Raw genomic sequence first — 14,414 nt, 5'->3', positions numbered from 1 at the left:
GACTGATAACCGCACTGGCGGCTGCAAGCATCGTCGTTAGTTCTGGCGACTGGTACTGAACGGCCCGCCGCTTGGTCCCTATTCAGTCAGCGACGCACCGGTGTTCCGGGGCGCGACAACGCGAACCGTTCCGTCGACATCGGCCGCATCGAGTGCCAGCACACCCGCGTCACGGGCCTCCGATTCGTAGTCCGCTGTCGTCAGTCCCCAGACGGTCGGCCCCCAGGAGCTCTGGCCGGCTCCGGAGATGACCGGGGCGCTCGACAGCGACTCGACGAGTGCGCCGGCGGGCGGGCGGTAGACGCCGCCCTGTTCGTCGGCGTACCACGCGCCGTTGAGCCGGCCCAGCCGCGCCGCGGCGTGGCCGAAGTCGCCGTGGTCTCTGGTGGCAATCGCGGGGAGCAGCCGCCGGGTCAACAGCGTCGAGATCTCGTCGGCGATGCCGGGGTCGGCGCGCTCGACGGCCTGCCGCATGCTCTGGTCCTCTGCTGCTCCGCTCTGGCCGGGGTCGGTGTCCGGGACGACGATGACAAAGCGCCAGTGTGCGGGGACGTGGTGATGGGCCAGCACCGGCGGCACGTCCCAGTCACCTTCTGCTGGGGGTTCGGCAGTGAAGCGCTCCGTCGGGTGCCCGCCGTCGATGACGAACCCACCCGATTCAAACGCGGCCACGCCGACGCCGCTCCGGCCGCCCCGGCCCAGTTGCGGCGCGTAGGTCCGTGCGTCAGCGGTCCGGGCGTAGGCCCGAACGACGGCGATGAGCGTCGCCAGCGAGAGCTGGGTGCCACTTCCCAGGCCGACGTGTCGCGGGAACCGCTCCTCGACAGAGACGGCCGCGCCAGGTACGTCGAGCGCATCGACGACGCGCCGGACGTACGGTTCGGTCGCCGGGTCGTCACACTGGACTGTGTCGGCTCGTGTCGCCTCGACGGTCAGCCGCGGCTCGTCGAGGGCAAGCCCGACACCGCCATAGAGGCGCTCGTGGGCGAGCGAGAGGTTCTGAAACCCGAAATGAAGTCGCGCAGCGGTCGTGACCGTCGGCATACCGCGGCGGAAGTTCCCGACGGAAAAGAACCTGCTGTCACCGGTGGGTTTCGCCGTGCTCTCATGTGGGACGTTAGCGTGAGTACAAGTTATTTAAGGTTGCCCATGGCCTCGGTGAAATATGAGCAATCAGGAGCGGCAAGAACGTCCGGAAAAAGACCCGGACCTGCGGAGTACCGAGGTGACGGAGGGATACGAGAAAGCCCCCCACCGCGCGATGTTCCGCGCGATGGGCTACGACGACGAGGACCTCTCCTCGCCGATGATCGGCATCGCGAACCCCGCCGCCGACATCACGCCATGTAACGTCCATCTCGACGACGTGGCTGACGCTGCCTACGAGGGTATCGACGACACCGAAGGGATGCCGATCGAGTTCGGGACCATCACAATCTCCGATGCCATCTCGATGGGGACCGAGGGGATGAAGGCGTCGCTCATCTCCCGCGAGATAATCGCAGACTCCGTCGAACTCGTCACCTTCGGCGAGCGCATGGACGGTATCGTTACCATCGGCGGCTGTGACAAGAACATGCCCGGGATGATGATGGCCGCAATCCGGACGGACCTGCCCAGCGTCTTCCTCTACGGCGGCTCTATCATGCCCGGCGAGCACGACGGCCGCGAGGTCACTATCCAGAACGTCTTCGAAGGTGTGGGCGCGGTCGCCGACGGAGAGATGAGCGAGGGCGAACTCGACGAGATGGAACGCCACGCCTGCCCCGGTGCGGGCTCCTGTGGCGGGATGTTCACCGCCAACACGATGGCGTCTATCTCCGAAGCGCTCGGCTTCGCGCCGCTGGGGTCGGCCTCTCCGCCGGCCGAACACGAGTCCCGCTACGAGGAGGCCCGCCGGGCCGGCGAACTCGCCGTCGAGGTGGTGCAGGAACGCCGCAGCCCCTCGGATTTCCTCACCCGCGAATCGTTCGAGAACGCCATCGCCCTGCAGGTCGCGGTCGGCGGGTCGACCAACGCCGTTCTCCACCTGCTCGCGCTCGCGGCGGAGGCCGGCATCGACCTCGATATCGAGACGTTCAACGAGATCAGCGCCCGCACGCCCAAGATCGCCGACCTCCAACCCGGCGGCGAGAAGGTCATGAACGACCTCCACGAGGTCGGCGGCGTCCCGGTCGTGCTGAAGGCGCTGAACGACGCCGGCCTGCTCCACGGCGACGCACTCACCGTCACTGGCAACACAATCGAGGAAGAACTCGAACACATCGACCCGCCGGCAGTCGAAGACCTCGATGTGGACTACCTCCACACGGTCGAGGACCCGATCCACGAGCGCGGCGCGATCCGCATCCTCTCGGGCAACCTCGCGCCCGACGGTTCGGTCATCAAGATCACGGGCGAGGACCACCTCCATCACGAGGGTCCGGTCCGCGTGTTCGAACAGGAGGAGGGGGCTATGGAGTACGTGCAGGAAGGCCGCGTCGAGTCCGGCGACGTGATCTGTATCCGCAACGAGGGGCCACAGGGCGGCCCCGGCATGCGCGAGATGCTGGGCGTGACCTCAGCCGTCGCCGGCCAGGGTCACGCTGAGGACGTGGCGCTGTTCACCGACGGCCGCTTCTCCGGCGCGACTCGGGGCTTCTCTATCGGCCACGTCGCCCCCGAGGCGTTCGTCGGCGGCCCCATCGCCGCGCTGGAGGACGGCGATACCGTCACCATCGACATCGACGACCACGAACTGTCGGTCGACCTCACCGACGAGGAGATCGAGCAGCGCCTCGAAGACTACGACCCTGAACCGACGTACGACAGCGGCGTGCTGGCGAAGTACCACAGCGACTTCGGCTCCGCGGCGAACGGCGCGGTGACGAACCCCGGCGCGAAGTGGGACTGAGACTGTCCCGAATTTCGCCACCACGAACATCGTACAGTAGTCACAGCCAACAGTGTGAGAAACCGACGACAGTGACGTCGGGTAGCGGGTCGACTGACGAACGCCGCCGAAGCAGGTCGCTGGCAGAACTAGGCGCCGTCAGAACCGAACGGAGTCGTCAGCGTGGCGGCACAGACTTACGTCCGTGTGACCGTGATGAGCCCCTCTTTGAGCGCCGCTTCGAACCGCTCGTCCAGTGTCATCTGATCCCAGCCGTCCGGCTGGTCCTCTGTGGCGATCTCGGAAAGTGACTCGACCAGCGACCTGTGGAGGAACCGACCGTTCTCGCCGCACTCGCTGCAGGTCCTGATGATCGACCGAACCTCGAAGTTCCGCTCGACGGCGTCCTGGCATCGGGCGCACACGTACGTTTCGGACACACCTGACTATACGCCGCCCGGATACTCGGATGTTGTGAATCCTTTCAAGTGTGTGTCAGTATTGACTATCGACTGCCCCGTCAACGGCCCGTTGTCTCGAATATCACGCCACTGTTCTCTGGTCGGGAGACAACCATCGTGACATGAGATGGGCCTATAGCGAGCATTTCAGTTCACGTAACGGGGCAATCCGGAAGTCGGCTGGTTGCTTCGGGCAGCGGTGTCCAGTATCGGCCGGAGGGGTCGTTCCGCTGTTGTATCCTGTTTTATTTTCAACATGACTGCTAAACTTATTTACAATCCCGGGACAAATCATGGGCGTGTTGATGTCCCCGCCGACAGTCCTCCTCATCGCTGCCGAGACTACGGCCGGAGAGCAGTTACGGGCGGCACTTGAACAGGCAGCAATCGACGCAACGGTCGAGACGACAGAGCCCGAATGCGTCGATACGACACTGCTACGTACCGCGGTTGACTGCCTCGTCGTCCCGGTGACGTGTGGAGGGATGGCGGGCGGTCATCTGGCGGCGGCAGCCACCGGGCTCTACCCGAACCTCCCGGTGATCATGTACGGCAGTGAGGCGGACCGTGGAGATCACATTCGGACGGTCGACGGCGATCTTGGGTCGCCGGAACTGGCAGCCGCAGTCGGTGCAGCACTCGAAGACAGCGAGACGATGGCCGCCCGACCGGCTTCCCGGCCGGAGACGATTCTCGCCACGATGTTCGAACGGTACTCCGAGCACCTGTACGTGAAAGACGATGACCGGCACTATCTGTTGCTCAACGATTCGTCGTACGCCCCGCCGGAACTGCTCGGCCGGCGGGACGAAGACGGACTCCCCGCCGGGGCGACGTATCTGGATGCAGCACGCGGCGACGACCTGCAAGTCATCAACGACGGGGCCGACGTCCTCGACGTCCACGAGTTCTCGCCGTCGATGGGGAAACACCTCCAAACGTCGAAGATCCCCTGGTACGACGAGACCGACGAGCTAATCGGCCTCATCGGTATCACGCAGGATATCACCGACCAGAAAGAGCGCGAACGTCTCCTCAGACAACAGAACGAACGTCTCCGGAAGGTGGCGCTGCTGGCCGCACACGAACTCCGAAACGAACTCCAGGTGTCGACCGGCCATCTCTCGCAGGTCGAGGCCGACGACGAACACATCGACGCTGTGGAGCGTTCTATCGACCAGCTCTCCGGTATCGTCGACAAGGTCGTCTCGCTGGCGTCGAGCGACTCGCCAGCGTTCGAGCCCGAACAACAGTGGCTCTCGACGGTCGTCTGGGACGTGTGGAGTTCGCTATCGCTCGAAGCCGCATCGCTCGAAGTGACATCGGACAGGAGACTGCTGGCGGACGCGGAGTCGATGCGCCTGTTTCTCGAGATTCTGCTCTCGAACGCCGTCGAACACGGCGGCCCCGACGTCGCGATTCGCGTCGGTGCCACGTCTTCGGGCTTTTTCGTCGCGGACGACGGGCCTGGTGTCGACGTCTCGCCACCGGAGCGGGTGCTCGAAGCGGGGTACGCATCAGAGAAACAAAACAGCGGGTTCGGGCTCTACATCGCCAACCGGATCGCGAAAGAACACGGCTGGTCGCTGTCCGTCGATGACAGCGAGGCGGGCGGCGCGCGGTTTACCGTGACCGACGTGGAACGACCGGACTAGAGTTCGAACGTTTCGTCGCCGTCGAGGACGTGGACCTCGGCGTCGCTACCGGTGCCTTTGACCTCGTTCACGAAGTCTTGCGTTTCGATTTCGATTGGTGGGAACGTGTCGTAGTGCATCGGGAACGCGTGGTCGACGTCCAGCCAGTCGACGGCGACGGCGGCCTGCATCGGCCCCATCGTGAAGTGGTCGCCGACCGGCACCGCCGCAGCGTCCGGTTCGAGGAACGGCCCGATGACGTCGCGCATCTCCGTCATGAGGCCGGTGTCGCCGGCGTGGTAGAACGTCGTCGACTCCGCGTCGCTGACCTGTGTCGGCTTCGTATCGGAGATGATGAACCCGCCCGGCATCCCGCCGCTCGTGCCGTAGCTGGTGTCCATGCCGTTCGTGTGGTCGGCCCGGTGCATCGTGACGAAGGCGTCACCGATTTCGACGGTGCCGCCGAGGTTCATTCCCATGCCACCGACGGCGTCGAAGTCACCGAAGTTGTCTTCGCAGTACTCGACGATTTCCGGCGTGGCCACGAGCCCACAGCCCTCGTAGCGGTCCACGTCGCCGATGTGGTCGGCGTGGCCGTGGGTCAGCAACACGTAGTCCGGGTCCAGTTCCTCGGGGTCCGTGTCCGTCTTGGGGTTATCGAAGAACGGGTCGATGAGCAACTCGGTGTCGTCGACTGTTACGTGCCACGTCGAATGGCCGTACCATGTGAGTTCCATGTCGGATGCACGCTACTCCCGGCGCATACTTAATAGTACACCGGGCCGGGTTAGGATTCGTCGTTTTCGTCCGGGCGGATTCGCGAGAGCCGCATCGCGTTCCCGGTCACGGCCGTCGTCATGCCGGCGTCGCCCGCGAGCACGGCGACCCAGATGGGGACGAGGCCGAACGGTACAGCGAGTGCAAGGCCGGCCTTGACCGCGAGACTGGCCCAGATGTTCTGGCGGATGACGCCGTTGGCGTCGTTGGCCAGTTTGTACAGGTACGGGAGCTTCGAGAGGTCGTCGCTCATGAGGGCGATATCAGCCGTTTCGAGGGCCGTGTCTGTTCCGGCGGCCCCCATCGCGACGCCGACGGTCGCGCTCGCCAGCGCCGGGGCGTCGTTGATACCGTCTCCGATCATCGCTACCCCCTCCTCGTACTCCTCGACGAGGCCGTCGATAGCGGCGACTTTCTCGTCCGGCAGGAGTTCCGCCCGGTAGTCGTCGACACCCACTTCCCGAGCGATAGCCCCAGCAGTGCGCTCGTTGTCGCCGGTGAGCATCACCGTCCGTTCGACGCCCAGGTCGCGGAGCCGGGAGACTGCGGCCTCCGCTTCCGGGCGCACCTCGTCGGCGACCGCGATGATCCCCTCGATCTCGTCGTCCGTGCCAACGATGACGACCGTCTTCCCCTCGGCCTGGAGTTCGGGAACAGTGTCTTCCAGCAAGTCTATGCAGTTGTTGCGCTCACAGAGCTGCTGGGCCGTTTTCGTGACGACACCGCCATCGGTAGTGGCGTGGACGTGTGAGAGATCGAAGCCGAGGTCGTCAAACAGCCCCGGCTTCCCGGCGTAGTGGGGCGTCCCGTCGATGTCCGCCCGGACGCCCTTGCCGGTGATGCTCTCGAAGTCGTCGACATCGGCGCTCTCCACGCCAGCGGTCCCCGCCTCAGCGACAATGGCCTCGCCGATGGGGTGTTCGCTGCGCTGTTCGAGCCCACGGGCGCACTGCAGGACTTCATCCTCGGTGTTCCCGTTCAGCGGGATCACGTCGGTGACGGTCAGTTCGCCTTTCGTCAGCGTGCCCGTCTTGTCGAACGCGACCACGTCGACCGCGCCCATCGCTTCGAGGTGGTTGCCGCCCTTGATGAGCACGCCGTTCTTCGCGGCGCTGGTGATGCCCGAGACGACCGAAACGGGCGTCGAGATGACGAACGCACAGGGACAGGCCAGCACAAGCAGGGTCAGGCCGTACACGACGGCGGTCGACCACGCCACGCCGAGCACGGCGGGGGTCGTCAGCGTCACGAGGACGGCGAAGGCGACGACGACTGGCGTGTAGTACGCCGAGAAGCGCTCGACGAACTGCTCGCGCTCGGTCTTGTTCGACTGGGCGTCCTCGACCATCTGGACGATGCGTGAGAGGGTATTGTCGCTGGCCGCCGCCGTGACCTGTACTTCCAGATACCCCTCCTCGTTGATTGTCCCGGCGTACACCTCGTCGCCCTCGGTCTTGTCGACTGGGACGCTCTCGCCGGTGATCGGAGCCTGGTTGACCGCGCTGGTCCCGTCGATGACCTCGCCGTCCATCGGTATCTTCTCGCCGGGCCTGATGACGACGACATCGCCGACCTGCACGTCGTCGACGGGCATCACCTGCTCCATGCCGTCACGTTTGACCGTCGCTTCGTCGGGCGAGAGGTCCATCAGTTCCGCCAGCGAGTTCCGCGCACGGTCCATCGAGTAGCGCTCCAGCAGTTCCGCGACGCTGAACAGGAACGCCAGCGTCGCGGCCTCGAAGTACAGCGCCTCGCCGAAGGCCAGACTGGCGGTGAGCGCGCCCAGGATGGCGATGGACATCAGCAGGTCGATGTCCAGGTTCCGGTTTTTCAGGGAGTAGTAGCCGCTACGCAGGATTTCCTGGCCGCCCGTCGCGACTGCGATGAGAAACAGAATGTCGGCGGCGTGCAGCGGCGACCCGAAGACGCTCCCGACCTGCGTGTTCGCGCCGGCCAGCAGGAACTCGAAGAGGAGGCCGACGGCGACGAACACGCCGCTGACCCACGTCTTCAGCGCCCGCGAACTGGTCCAGAGCGAGCCGTTTTCGTCCGTCTGCCCGGTCGCCGTGTCGTCCTCGCCTGTCGTCTCCGTGACCTCGTACCCGGCGCTCTCGATTGCCGCCACGAGGTCGCCCTCCGTCGTCGCGTTCCGGTCGTACGTGACGACGGCCGTCCCGGTAGTCGGACGCGTTTCGACGGCTCTGAGACCGTCAACCCTCCCCAGCGCGCTTTCGACCTTGCCGGCACAGGATGCACAGTCCATCTCCGGGACGCCGAACCGGAGCGTCTCGCCGCCGTCGTCTGCGACGCTGTAGCCCGCCGCCTCGACGCGCGCCGCTATCGCGTCCACGTCCGTCTCGGCCTCGTCGTACTCGACGGTGAGCCGACCCGTCGCTACCTGCGGGTCGACGGCCTCGATGCCCGCCAGTTCGCGGACGCTCGACTCTACCTTTCCCGCACAGGAGGGACAGTCCATCTCCGGGACGGACAGCTGTGCGATGTGGCTCCCATCGTGTGAGTCCGTTGCTGTCGGGTGATTATCGGTATTCGAGCAACTACATCCATCGCCATCCGAACAGCCGCCGGACTCCGTCATTACCGGTGCTAGGCTACCCGTTCTTATTAATTCAACTGCTAAAACCTGCGCGCTAAGTGGGATTGGTTAATAAATGAATCCAGTTTTGTTATTAACCTAGCCGGCATCGGCCGCACTGTTGGCCGGCCTGGCTCAGACACTTCCCTCAGTCGAACGGCGTCGTCCGGGTCGGCTTTCCCTGTGCGTAGCGGATCCAGCGTCGCATATGTCGGCCGACCGCCCAGAACAGTACCACAGTCATCGCCAGTAGGGCCGACAGGAAGACGATTCCCAGCCGTATCGGCTCCTCGGTCGGGAGGCCGATGAGCAGTACGATTGTCCCGACGAGTGCCATCTCGACACCACATCGCAGGCCGGGCAACACGAACCCCGGCGTCGGCGTTTTCGTTCCCGATGAATCCTCTGCCATGCCCCCCCGTATGCTATCGGGACGATTGTAGTTTGTGCCCGTCTTCGGGGCCGAACTGAAAGTCACGACACACCGCAATCGAGCACCCGGGTGCGGTAGAGAGACCCGACCGTGCCTTTTTCGCAGCCCAGGCCTACGCCCCAGTATGAAACAGTCTTTCACGCGCCGGGCGATGTTAGGGGCCCTCGGGACGGCCGTCGCGGCCACGGCTGGCTGTCAGAGCCCCGGGACCAGCAGCAATTCGGACGGTACCGCCCCCGACCAGTCGGGGGCGGCCGACGCGGTCGTGCAGTCCGACAGCGTCTACACCGACGTCTATCAAGAGGTCGCTGATGCCGTCGTCTCGATCAGGGTGTACGCCGAAGACTCGCGTGGTGGGCAGGGGAGCGGCTTCCTCATCGACGACGAACACATCGTCACAAACGAACACGTCGTCGCGGGCGGGGACGAGTACTACGTCCGCTTTGCCGACACCGGCTGGCGTTCCGCTTCCGTCGTCGGCGCGGACGTGTACAGCGACCTGGCCGTCCTCCGCATCGGCGCGACACCGGACGTGACGCCCCTCTCGTTTGTGAAGACCGAGCCGACAGTCGGGACCGAAGTCGTCGCTATCGGGAACCCGTTTGGCCTCTCCGGCTCGGTGTCCGCGGGCATCGTCAGCGGCGTCGACCGCACGCTCCAGAGCGCGAACAACTTCTCCATCGCGGACGCGGTCCAGACCGACGCACCGGTCAACCCGGGGAACAGCGGCGGGCCGCTGGTCACGCTTGAGGGCGACGTGGTCGGTGTCATCAACTCCGGCGGCGGCGACAACGTCGCCTTTGCCATCTCGGCCCCGCTCGCCCAGCGTGTCGTGCCGTCGCTCATCCAGACCGGCGACTACGACCATCCGTACATGGGTGTTGGACTCCAGAGCGTGTCGCCGCGGATCGCCGAGGCGAACAACTTAGACCCCGGGTCCGGGGTGTACATCACCCGTGTCGTCAGTGGTGGGCCAGCGGCGGGCGTCCTACAGGGAAGCGACGGGGAGACGACGATTTCGGGGACGGAGATTCCCACTGGCGGTGACGTGGTCAGACAGATGAACGACACGCCGACGCCGACGCGGCAGGCGCTGGGGAGCTTCTTGGCGCTGGAGACCAGTCCCGACGAGACCGTCGACGTGCTGGTCGAGCGCGACGGGACACAGGAAACGGTCGAACTCACGCTCGGCTCGCGCCCGGAGCCGTAACGAGCGTCGGCGGCCGAATCTGCTGCTCCGACCGTGGTTACCGCGTCCGGAGCCCGCCCTGTTCGTTACGGCTGCCACCGGCCAGGACGTAGCTGACGGCGGCAGCGAGGGGCAGTGTCACCGGGAGCCCCGCGACGAGCAGGCTGATACCGAGGCCCCTATTGCCGAACACGTAGAGCGCAACGCCGGCCGCAGTGACCACGACGAAGTCCGCGATGGTCGCCAACGCGGCCAGTCGGAGGCGGGCCGCGCGGTCGGAGAGTTCGCCCGCCGCCGCTCGGTCGCGGTGCCACAGCAGGACATAGCCGGCGAACAGTCCGGTCAGACCGGCCGACACGCCTACCGGGAGGCCGATGAGCAGTGAGAACTCTATCTGCGGTTCGAAGCCGGCGGTCACCGAGACGGTCGTGACGGCAAACGCAAGGACGCCGAGGAGCAGCGCGACGACGATGCGGACGTGCGTGTTCATACGTATCAACTGTACGACTGTCCACAAATAGTCCATCGCTGTCACAGAACAGAGTGTCGGGCGGTACTTCGCACAGCGGCCTGTTCCAGCCCATCGCGTCGGCTTATTCTAACGGTTCGGCGGCGTCCTGTTCGACCAGCGGGTCGGCGTTGTCGGCCGGCAGCGTCACCACGTCGTCCGTCGAGAGGTCGTACTCACGCTGGTCGACGCCGAATATCTCGCCCACGTCGTCCGTGATGCGGACCGTCCGTCGGTCCACGTCGGCGGTCCCAGCGGTGTCTGAACCGGCTGGTGACTGCGGTCCGCTGTCGGCGTGCGCCGGGTCCGCCGCCGGGCCGGGGTCGGACTCAACGCCGGGCTCGGCCGGAGGAACTGGCACGTCGTCACCGGCGGCCGGCACGTCTGCTTGGTCGGGCTGACTGTCGGCAGTGGGATTGCTGCCCGTATCCAGGTCGGGCGGCGGCGTCGGTGTGTCGGGTTCCTCCGCGGGCTCCGACTGGTCCCCGCCGCTGCCCATCATGTCAGCCGCGTTGACACCCGTGTTCGGCGTCGATGGCGGCTCGGGCGGGTCGGCCGTGTCGGCTGCCGGTTCGTTCGCCGTTTGGCGTGGCTCCGGGTCGGGGGCCTGTCGCTCGTCGGATTTCGGCTCGTCGCCGACCGCGCCGGTCGGGGCTTCCCCCGCGATGACGTCAAGGACGTGGCCCCGGTTGGACTCGATAGCCTCGACCATCGTCTCGAACAGGTCCCGCTCCTCGCGTGTGAGGCCGTCGTCCTCGGTCGGCATGTCCGCCGCGGCCAGCGACGCCATCTTCACGATCTTGCCGACGCGCCGTTCGTAGACGGCTTCGACGGTCTGTTCGGCAGTCTTAATATCGTCAGTCAGGCGGTTGACCTCGGGCGAGTCGAACGGGTCCTCGGCGCGCTCGGCCGCGCGGTCGCGCTCCGACCGAAGCTGTTGAATGAACTGCCCGGCGTCCTCGTAGAACGTCTCGCGCAGCTGCTGGAGCTGGTCGGTCTGGCGTTCCCGCGATTGGACGGACTGGAGTTCGTCTACGTTCATTCTTTCCCCTTCTCGGCGCGGCCACGGGCCATGAGAAACACGCCCACGTGCTCTGGTACAGTCTGATTACCCGCCTCCAGTGTAAAGCTATCGCCATCCAGTTCGACGAGGCCGCCGTCGGTCACCTCGACGGTGATGTCGTGGCCCCGGAACGTCTCCGGAACGGGGTCGACCAGCGGGTCGAACGCGTCGATATCCCCGCGGTCGATGCGCTGGACTTCCAGCCCGCTGCCGCCGTGCAGCGAGCCGGGCAGGCGAATGAGCCGGTTCGTGTCCGTCGTCACCGGTTCGTCTATCGGCGCGTTGTCCGCCGCGACAACTTCGTGCAGGAGAATCTTCGCCAGCTGGTAGAACGCGGGGTGGACGTCGATGTTGCCGGCTTCCAGCTGTTCGTAGTTCGACCGGGCCGCGTTCAGCGCCGCGGTCGCCTTCCCCTCGCCGATGCCGTCGTACTCCTGCAGTTGTTCGAGCGCGTCCGCCTCCTCCATCGCGAGGAGGTCGTCGACGACAGCGAGCATGTGGCGGTGCGCGCGGGCGCTCCAGCCGCCCTCCGTCGAGAGCGTCCGCTTCTGTGCCGGACTGGACCGGCCGGCCGTGCCGGCGACGGACTCCTCGTCGACCAGTTCGTCGAACTCCAGGCCGATACCGCGGACGTAGTCGACGATCTCCCGGCGCGCGTCCCGTTCGAGGTGACGGATGCGCTCGTCGCGGACGTGGACGTGGTAGCCACGACCGCCGGAGAAGACAATCGTCAGGTCTTCAAACCCGAAATCGTCCTCCAGAAAGTCGAGCAGCCTGAGTAGTGCGTCCTTGCACTTAGCGAGCATCTCGGCGTAGCTGTCCTCGCCAAGCACCACGGAGGGCAGGTGGTCGGCGTCGAGGTCGAACACGAGGTCCGAGGAGCGCCAGCCCTTGTCCGACATCGTCGAGGCGCTCGGTTCGTCGTAGCGGCCCGCGGAGAAGTAGACGTGGCGGGGCTTCCGGCGGCCGAGGAAGTCCTCGATCTCGCCGAGGTCCAGCAGCGAGCGATGGCGGACCATCGTCTCGCCGGGGCCGTCGGTCCAGGGAATGAACCCCCATTCACGTTCGTTCGCGGCCGGCGGCGGCGTTACGGACGCCTGTCGGTAGTGATCGCCGAACCGGCCACGGAGGTACGCGCGGGTCCGCTCTTCCATCGGCTACCTCGTTGGGGAGGTCCCTTGAAAAGCGTTCGCTTAGCTACGCAGGAACTTCGACAGTTTGTCCGTAATCGAGTCCTCGCCGAGCTTGAGGTAGTAGGCGTCGCCGCCGTCCTCGTAGTAGTTGTCGATGCGCCGCCGGATCTCGAAGCCGATGTGTTTGTAGAAGCCGATAGCCTCCCGATTCGTCGCCCGGGCGTGGCAGGTCACGCTGCCGTAGTCCTCGGCGACGCGAGCGACGAGTCGCTTGCCGAAGCCGTGGCCCCTGTACTCGTCGTCGACTGCGAGAAAGAGAATGTAGCCGTCGCGTCGAACCGCGGCGAAGCCGATGAGGCGGTCCTTGGACCGGTCGATGTAGAGATAGGTGGTCGACCGTCGGTAGGCGTCGCGAAAGAACCCCCGCCGCTGTCGCAGGACCCCGTCGGATTCGCGGATGTTTTCCTTGAGCCGCCACGCCGCGTCGACGTGTTCGTCGTCCCCGCGTTCGACGATCTGTGTCTCGATGTTGACGCTCACTGCCGTATAAGTAGTGGAGGCGTAGATATAATTCCACCGCCTACAGAGGTGGGCTGTCGAACCGGCAGGGAACGAACGAAGGATTAGGTAGCTAGCCCACGAATTGTCAGGCATGAAGACGCGTATCCCGAGTCTCGCCGGAACTGTCGCGCTCGTTCTCACTCTCTTTTCGCGACCCGCGGCGGCGCACGTCGACTACGTGACCGGGGGGCCGGGGGAGGCCCTCGACGCGGTGGCGTTTGCGATATCCGTGCTGTCGAACCCGGTGAACGCGGCCGTTTTCGTCATCTCGGGCGTGGCCGTGACCGTCGGACTCGCGACGTACCTCTGGGTTCGGCCGACGATTGCGGACATCGTCATCCTCCGGGACGTACTCGTCGGCTACGCGGACCTCGTCCCGTGGATGCTCCGACTCAGCGTGGGGCTGCCGCTCGTCGGCGCTGGCTTCCAGGGATACCTGTTCGCTCCCACAGTAACGTTTGACCCGACCACGAACCCGCTCGTCCGTGCCCTGTTTATCGGGCTGGGGTTCACACTCCTGTTCGGGCTCGCGACCCGTATCGTCACGACTATCGGGCTATTGACTTACGGGTGGGCACTGACCGTCGACCCGGGCGTCGTTCTCGCTATGGAGTACGTCCCGGCCTTTCTGGCACTGTTGATTCTGGGCGGTGGTCGCCCGAGCGCCGACCACATGCTCCAGCAGGTCGCCAGCACCGACGGGACCTACTACGGCCGTGTCGACCCGGTCCACTATCTCAAGGGCTTTCTCGACTCGGCGACGGCACCGTACCGCGAGTACGTCCCGGTCATCGTCCGGGTCGGCATGGGTGTGACGTTCATCTACCTCGGACTGTTCCAGAAACTCGCCGACCCCGGCCAGGCGCTCTTGGTCGTCGAAAAGTACGACCTCACCGCCGTCGTCCCCGTCGACCCCGGGATGTGGGTGCTCGGGGCCGGCCTGACCGAGATGCTGGTCGGCCTAGTGCTGATATTCGGCTTCATGACCCGCGGAGCCGCGGCTGTCTCCTTTGTCCTGTTCACCACGACGCTGTTCGGCCTGCCTGACGACCCGGTACTCGCACACATCACGCTGTTCGGAATGGCCTCGGCGGTGTTTACGATGGGTGCCGGGCCGCTCTCCTTCGACGACTGGTTCGGTCGGCCAGCACAGAGCGACCGTGAGACCGTCGCTTCGGCGGACTGACTGG

Annotated in this window: 13 protein-coding genes; 4 read left to right on the top strand and 9 right to left on the bottom strand. The window is 65.5% G+C overall.

What is annotated here, in order from left to right:
* Positions 1–78 precede the first annotated feature (78 nt).
* The gene (locus AV929_RS12815; protein WP_064288444.1) at positions 79–1,044 is read right to left on the bottom strand and encodes a beta-ribofuranosylaminobenzene 5'-phosphate synthase family protein; all 966 of its coding nucleotides are present in this window, start codon (positions 1,042–1,044) and stop codon (positions 79–81) included.
* 121 nt (positions 1,045–1,165) lie between these two features.
* On the opposite strand from AV929_RS12815, the gene ilvD reads away from it, so the two are divergent.
* The gene (gene ilvD / locus AV929_RS12810; protein WP_064288443.1) at positions 1,166–2,893 is read left to right on the top strand and encodes a dihydroxy-acid dehydratase; all 1,728 of its coding nucleotides are present in this window, start codon (positions 1,166–1,168) and stop codon (positions 2,891–2,893) included.
* Between the two features lie 176 nt (positions 2,894–3,069).
* Here the strand turns inward: ilvD and AV929_RS12805 are convergent, their stop codons facing one another.
* A complete protein-coding gene (locus AV929_RS12805; RefSeq protein WP_023843189.1) occupies positions 3,070–3,312 on the bottom strand; it encodes a hypothetical protein in 243 nt (80 codons plus the stop codon).
* A 326-nt stretch (positions 3,313–3,638) separates the two neighbouring features.
* Between AV929_RS12805 and AV929_RS12800 the strand changes: the two genes are divergently transcribed.
* Complete coding sequence (locus AV929_RS12800) at positions 3,639–4,988, top strand: PAS domain-containing sensor histidine kinase (RefSeq protein WP_044952180.1); 1,350 nt, start codon at positions 3,639–3,641, stop codon at positions 4,986–4,988.
* On the opposite strand, the gene AV929_RS12795 is transcribed toward AV929_RS12800, so the two are convergent.
* The 3 genes from AV929_RS12795 to AV929_RS12785 form a co-directional block, all read right to left on the bottom strand.
* Positions 4,985–5,704: a metal-dependent hydrolase gene (locus tag AV929_RS12795; RefSeq protein ID WP_064288442.1), complete on the bottom strand. Its 720-nt coding sequence runs from the start codon at positions 5,702–5,704 to the stop codon at positions 4,985–4,987. The two genes, AV929_RS12800 and AV929_RS12795, sit on opposite strands and share 4 nt — an antisense overlap.
* Positions 5,705–5,754: 50 nt before the next feature.
* Positions 5,755–8,340, bottom strand: coding sequence for a heavy metal translocating P-type ATPase (locus AV929_RS12790; protein WP_064288441.1), 2,586 nt, complete (start codon positions 8,338–8,340; stop codon positions 5,755–5,757).
* 145 nt (positions 8,341–8,485) lie between these two features.
* Positions 8,486–8,749 carry a hypothetical protein gene (locus tag AV929_RS12785; protein WP_014039944.1) on the bottom strand — a complete coding sequence of 88 codons (264 nt, stop codon included), beginning with the start codon at positions 8,747–8,749 and terminating at the stop codon, positions 8,486–8,488.
* 145 nt (positions 8,750–8,894) lie between these two features.
* Here AV929_RS12785 and AV929_RS12780 point away from each other — a divergent pair, with 145 nt between their 5' ends.
* Positions 8,895–9,980, top strand: a complete 1,086-nt coding sequence (locus AV929_RS12780; RefSeq protein WP_064288440.1) for a S1C family serine protease — start codon at positions 8,895–8,897, stop codon at positions 9,978–9,980.
* A 37-nt stretch (positions 9,981–10,017) separates the two neighbouring features.
* Here AV929_RS12780 and AV929_RS12775 read toward each other — a convergent pair whose 3' ends face one another.
* The 4 genes from AV929_RS12775 to AV929_RS12760 form a co-directional block, all read right to left on the bottom strand.
* Complete coding sequence (locus AV929_RS12775; protein WP_044951753.1) at positions 10,018–10,449, bottom strand: hypothetical protein; 432 nt, start codon at positions 10,447–10,449, stop codon at positions 10,018–10,020.
* Between the two features lie 103 nt (positions 10,450–10,552).
* Positions 10,553–11,509: a hypothetical protein gene (locus AV929_RS12770; RefSeq protein WP_064288439.1), complete on the bottom strand. Its 957-nt coding sequence runs from the start codon at positions 11,507–11,509 to the stop codon at positions 10,553–10,555.
* The gene (gene priS / locus AV929_RS12765) at positions 11,506–12,684 is read right to left on the bottom strand and encodes a DNA primase small subunit PriS (RefSeq protein WP_064288438.1); all 1,179 of its coding nucleotides are present in this window, start codon (positions 12,682–12,684) and stop codon (positions 11,506–11,508) included. The genes AV929_RS12770 and priS overlap by 4 nt, the downstream gene beginning before the upstream one ends.
* Before the next feature lie 39 nt (positions 12,685–12,723).
* Positions 12,724–13,203 (bottom strand): N-acetyltransferase, encoded by a 480-nt coding sequence (locus AV929_RS12760; protein WP_008310038.1) that lies wholly within the window; start codon positions 13,201–13,203, stop codon positions 12,724–12,726.
* A gap of 112 nt (positions 13,204–13,315) precedes the next feature.
* On the opposite strand from AV929_RS12760, the gene AV929_RS12755 reads away from it, so the two are divergent.
* Positions 13,316–14,410 carry a DoxX family protein gene (locus AV929_RS12755; RefSeq protein WP_050037777.1) on the top strand — a complete coding sequence of 365 codons (1,095 nt, stop codon included), beginning with the start codon at positions 13,316–13,318 and terminating at the stop codon, positions 14,408–14,410.
* Positions 14,411–14,414 lie beyond the last annotated feature (4 nt).

The organism is Haloarcula sp. K1 (genome assembly GCF_001647155.1).
Taxonomy (GTDB): Archaea; Halobacteriota; Halobacteria; order Halobacteriales; family Haloarculaceae; genus Haloarcula; species Haloarcula hispanica.
The sequence above is the reverse complement of the archived record's forward strand: the minus strand, read 5'-3'. Positions and strand labels throughout refer to the sequence as shown.